We start from the raw sequence: 3,713 nt of genomic DNA on the forward strand, positions 1-3,713 counted from the left end.
CTAACCCTTCGCTCGAGCGGACCTCCATCGGCAAGCCGCTTGGCCCGCGAGCCGGTTCAGGTCATCATCCGTCTCGCGGGCCAAGCGCCATTCCGAAGGCGTCCGCTCAGCTCAAACGTTAGGCGTCACACCGAACACCCCATGCTGTCTCGCATTGTTGCCTACTGGGTCTATGGCGGGGCACTAGCCGCAGTCCTGCTTCTGTTGTTGCTCCCAACAATCAGCATGGGCTGGTCCACGTTTACGCTGGTAACCTTCTTGCACTTGCCGGTGTACATGCTTCACCAGCTAGAGGAGCATGATCAGGACAGGTTCCGAACGTTTTTCAATCAGACAATCGGTCAGGGTTACGAGGCGCTCTCAAGCCTCGCTGTATTCGTAACGAACGTACCGGGCGTGTGGCTGCTAATCGTCGTAGCCATCTATGCCAGCACCAGTAGCCATCCGGGCTGGGCGCTCCTCGCGGTCTATCTGGTTCTCGTCAATGCCGTGGTACACCTCGTCCACGCCTTGCTGTTCAAGCGGTACAACCCAGGCTTGGCTACTGCAATCATCCTGTTTCTGCCGCTGGGTGGCATTGCGCTGTGGCTAACCGCAGCCACGCAAACCGCTCGCCCTCTTCATCACGCCGCGTCGGCCTTGCTGGCAGTTGTCATCCATGCGGCCATCCTCATGCATGTTCGTCGCAGGCTGCGCAGTCTGAAATCTGGCGCGAGTGCAGCTTCGCAGTGACGCCTAACCCCTCGGTCAACCTGACCCGCTACGGCGCGCAGCGTAAGCCTGGTCCGCGAGCCTTGAGGCATCATCGCGTACCAGGCTTACGCTGCGCGCCTCCGCGGGCAGGTTACCTCGAACGTTAGGCGTCACCACCCATGCCCCTGCGCAGGTACGCATGCCCGCACTGCGGCGGTGGTCTGTCACGAACTCTTGTTCATCCGAAGTGGCTCACGCTGGATGCCGACAAGCCTGAGTTTCAGATGCCGCTGGCGCCGGTTCTGCTAGCCGTGGCGGCTCTTGGGCTCGGCTTGGCGCTCATCCATCCCGCGCTCGGTGTCGCGGCCGTCGTGATGCTCGTCTATTGGATCTACTGGCGCTACTTCTCTTGGCTTCAGTGCGACGCTTGCTCGCGCTTCTACTTCGGTGGCCAACTCGGTGGCATGCCAAGAGCAACGCGCCCCTGGACTAGGAGTGAAGTCAAGAGCCTGGCCCTCAAGGTGGCGGTTGCAGCCGGAGCAATACTTGCAGTATTCGTCCCGCTGAACTACCTTGAACAGGTCACTAGATAGAACTGCTCAGCGGAATGCGCGCAATCAGGCATGTCGGCCCAGGTTTTCTTCAACAAGTGCAAATGCGTGCCCAAGGCAAAGTGACGCCTAACCCTTCGCTCAACCCTCGCCCCGTTGCGGTGCTCAGCGAAGGCCCGGTCCGCCCCAGCGGCAGATTCGTCGTAGACCGGGCTTGCGCTTCCTGCTTCCGCGATCGGGGTTGGTTCGGGCGCTAGGCGGCTGAAATTGCACTTGTTGATGGTCTCGCCCACCACGGTTCCTGAGGCATCTTTTCTCGGGGCCTATGCGCGCAAGGGTGCGTTCACCGACTGCTACACCGTGTCAGTGGGGGGAAGGGTGACCTTGCCTGAGTTCGTTCTAGCCTTCTACACAACGCCGCTCTTCAAGGTCGAAAGGTGGCTGCTCGAGAAGGTACTGCACATCAAGTCGACGGATGAGCAGGCGCTACTGCTGGCAAGCGCCGCCTCTGACCGCTTTTCGGCCTGGACGGTGGAGCACAGAGACAGCAACGAGATTCTCATGGACGCAGGCCAAACAAGGTCGTGGCTGAGCGTCCAGCCACAGGCACCCGGCGACGCCTCCACGACGTTGCTGTTTGGCTCCGCGGTAGTTCCCATGCGTCCGGGCGGCCAGTTCGGCCTGGCGTTTCACGTCCTGCTTGGCTTCCATCGGCTCTACTCCAAGCTCCTGCTGTCGGCAGCCTCCAGACGCGTCGTCGCTCTACGCGACGCCGAAAGCGCCGCCTAACGGGTCGTTCACCCGGCGCGCCGATGGCATGGCATCCCACCCGCGCGGCACTCGTTGCCTATCATGTGCGGCACGGGCCAGGCGCCAAGGCGTCGCCGCCCGGTTAGCGCTGCGTCAATCCTCACCCCCCACGCTCAGGAGGTTCCGTGTCAATCACGTCGGTCGGCGGAGTCAAAGTTGGCCCTCGGCACCGCTTGTCCTGCCACTGTGGTGCTGTCGTCCTTGTTCTTGATCTGCCGGACGGAATCGTCAACCCCAGACGCTGCGACTGCTCGATGTGCCGCCGCCGCGGCGCTGTTGTCGCGTCTGTGAAGCTGGACGGGATCACCGTCATCCAGGGTCACGAGTTCCTACGCCTGTACGAGTTCAACACCAAGACAGCCAAGCACTACTTCTGCGCCAACTGTGGGATCTATACCCACCATCGACGCAGGTCGCTTCCGGATCAGTACGGCTACAACGTCGGGTGCCTTGAAGGCATCAATCCGTTCCTCATCCCAGACGTGCCGGTCAACGATGGTGTGAACCACCCGTCGGATCGAGCCCACGACAATGCGGTCTGATCCCTCGCTCCAGCCGACGCGCTACGGCAGCCACCGTCTGGCCGCTCCGGGCCATGGTGGTCATCGTCCCTCCGCGGCCAGTCGGCGTCGGCCGCAGAGCGCGGCTTGGCTCGAACCTCAAGCGTCACATTTCGACTCCGGACCTACCCTCTTCGACGATGAACGCACGTAGGGCTCTTCTGCTCGCGGCCTCACACGCCGCTGTGGCCTTGGCCGGCTTTGCCGGAGGCATCTATGCACTGCCGATCCTCATTGCACCTGAGGCACCCACGGCGGAGCAGATCAAGGCGGCCACTCATCAGGCACTCTATCGAGGCGAGTTCAGGCGTGACCTGAAGGACAGCGACGCACTTCACTGGGGAGAGGGCACCGTCACCCTCTCAACGACCGCTGTGTCTCTGCACGGGAAGCTCTCCCCAGGCCCGGACTACAAGCTTTACCTGTCGCCGGAGTTTGTTGAGACCGAGGCTGACTTCAAGCGACTGAAGCCAACCATGGTCCGGGTCGGTGACGTAAGGACCTTCGAGAACTTCGTTGTAGCGCTGCCGGATGGAGTCGATCCCGGAAGGTACAAGGCAATGATTGTGTGGTGCGAGACCTTCAGTGAGTTCATTTCTGCCGCGAAGTACCGGTAGGCATCGGTTGTCGCTTGCGGACGAAGAGTGACGCCTATCCTCTCTCTCGACCTCCGACCCGCTATGGCAGGCGATGTAGGCCCGACGCCGGTTGCTCGTAGCAGCATCGATCATCGGGCTGACAGCACCTACCTCCAAGGCAGGAGTTGGACCGAACGTTAGCCGCCCTATGGGACTCTCACCTCACGCGTCCATCCTCAAGCGCACGGGCACGGTTCTCGTTGCAGTGGGTCTTCTTGACATTGCAGTGATGATCTATTGCATCGTCAACCGCATCTCGTACTCATCCAGCTTCAATGTCTTCGCCGTCGTTGCTGGGGTCTTCTTGCTTCGAGGAAGCCTGCGTGCGGCGTCCATGGCGATGTCCCGCTCGCTGTTGAACCGTGACCGGTGACGGCTCCTCGGTGGACATGCTACGCGGCCTTCAAGACGGCGCCGTTGTCGCTTTCGGGGCGACGGCCATCCAGGGCCTTGAGGAGGGT

General features: G+C 61.6%; 6 protein-coding genes. All 6 read left to right on the forward strand.

Translation table 11 applies throughout. The features are described 5' to 3' along the window. Nucleotides 1-225 precede the first annotated feature (225 nt). The 6 genes from AC2EAQ_RS18850 to AC2EAQ_RS18875 all read left to right on the forward strand — a co-directional run bounded on the left by AC2EAQ_RS18850 (nucleotide 226) and on the right by AC2EAQ_RS18875 (nucleotide 3,625). Nucleotides 226-732, forward strand: a complete 507-nt coding sequence (locus AC2EAQ_RS18850) for an HXXEE domain-containing protein (protein ID WP_484645981.1) — start codon at nucleotides 226-228, stop codon at nucleotides 730-732. Nucleotides 733-872: 140 nt separating this feature from the next. Next, on the forward strand, nucleotides 873-1,286 hold the full coding sequence (locus AC2EAQ_RS18855) for a hypothetical protein (protein ID WP_484645982.1): 414 nt from the start codon (nucleotides 873-875) through the stop codon (nucleotides 1,284-1,286). A gap of 237 nt (nucleotides 1,287-1,523) precedes the next feature. Continuing rightward, a complete protein-coding gene (locus AC2EAQ_RS18860; RefSeq protein ID WP_484645983.1) occupies nucleotides 1,524-2,033 on the forward strand; it encodes a hypothetical protein in 510 nt (169 codons plus the stop codon). 146 nt (nucleotides 2,034-2,179) lie between these two features. Beyond that, nucleotides 2,180-2,596 carry a GFA family protein gene (locus AC2EAQ_RS18865; protein ID WP_484645984.1) on the forward strand — a complete coding sequence of 139 codons (417 nt, stop codon included), beginning with the start codon at nucleotides 2,180-2,182 and terminating at the stop codon, nucleotides 2,594-2,596. Nucleotides 2,597-2,754: 158 nt separating this feature from the next. Continuing rightward, nucleotides 2,755-3,231 (forward strand): DM13 domain-containing protein, encoded by a 477-nt coding sequence (locus AC2EAQ_RS18870; protein ID WP_484645985.1) that lies wholly within the window; start codon nucleotides 2,755-2,757, stop codon nucleotides 3,229-3,231. 250 nt (nucleotides 3,232-3,481) lie between these two features. Beyond that, entirely contained in the window at nucleotides 3,482-3,625 is a 144-nt protein-coding gene (locus AC2EAQ_RS18875) for a hypothetical protein (protein ID WP_484645986.1), read from the forward strand. Nucleotides 3,626-3,713: the final 88 nt, after the last annotated feature.

This window comes from Aquabacterium sp. T101 (genome assembly GCF_057219775.1).

What these genes read in the sequence shown, in the direction of transcription:
- AC2EAQ_RS18855 (WP_484645982.1), top strand. Translation starts at nt 873, where the DNA reads ATGCCCCTGCGCAGGTACGCATGCCCGCACTGCGGCGGTGGTCTGTCA.
- AC2EAQ_RS18875 (WP_484645986.1), top strand. Translation starts at nt 3,482, where the DNA reads ATGATCTATTGCATCGTCAACCGCATCTCGTACTCATCCAGCTTCAAT.
- AC2EAQ_RS18870 (WP_484645985.1), top strand. Translation starts at nt 2,755, where the DNA reads ATGAACGCACGTAGGGCTCTTCTGCTCGCGGCCTCACACGCCGCTGTG.
- AC2EAQ_RS18860 (WP_484645983.1), top strand. Translation starts at nt 1,524, where the DNA reads ATGGTCTCGCCCACCACGGTTCCTGAGGCATCTTTTCTCGGGGCCTAT.
- AC2EAQ_RS18850 (WP_484645981.1), top strand. Translation starts at nt 226, where the DNA reads ATGGGCTGGTCCACGTTTACGCTGGTAACCTTCTTGCACTTGCCGGTG.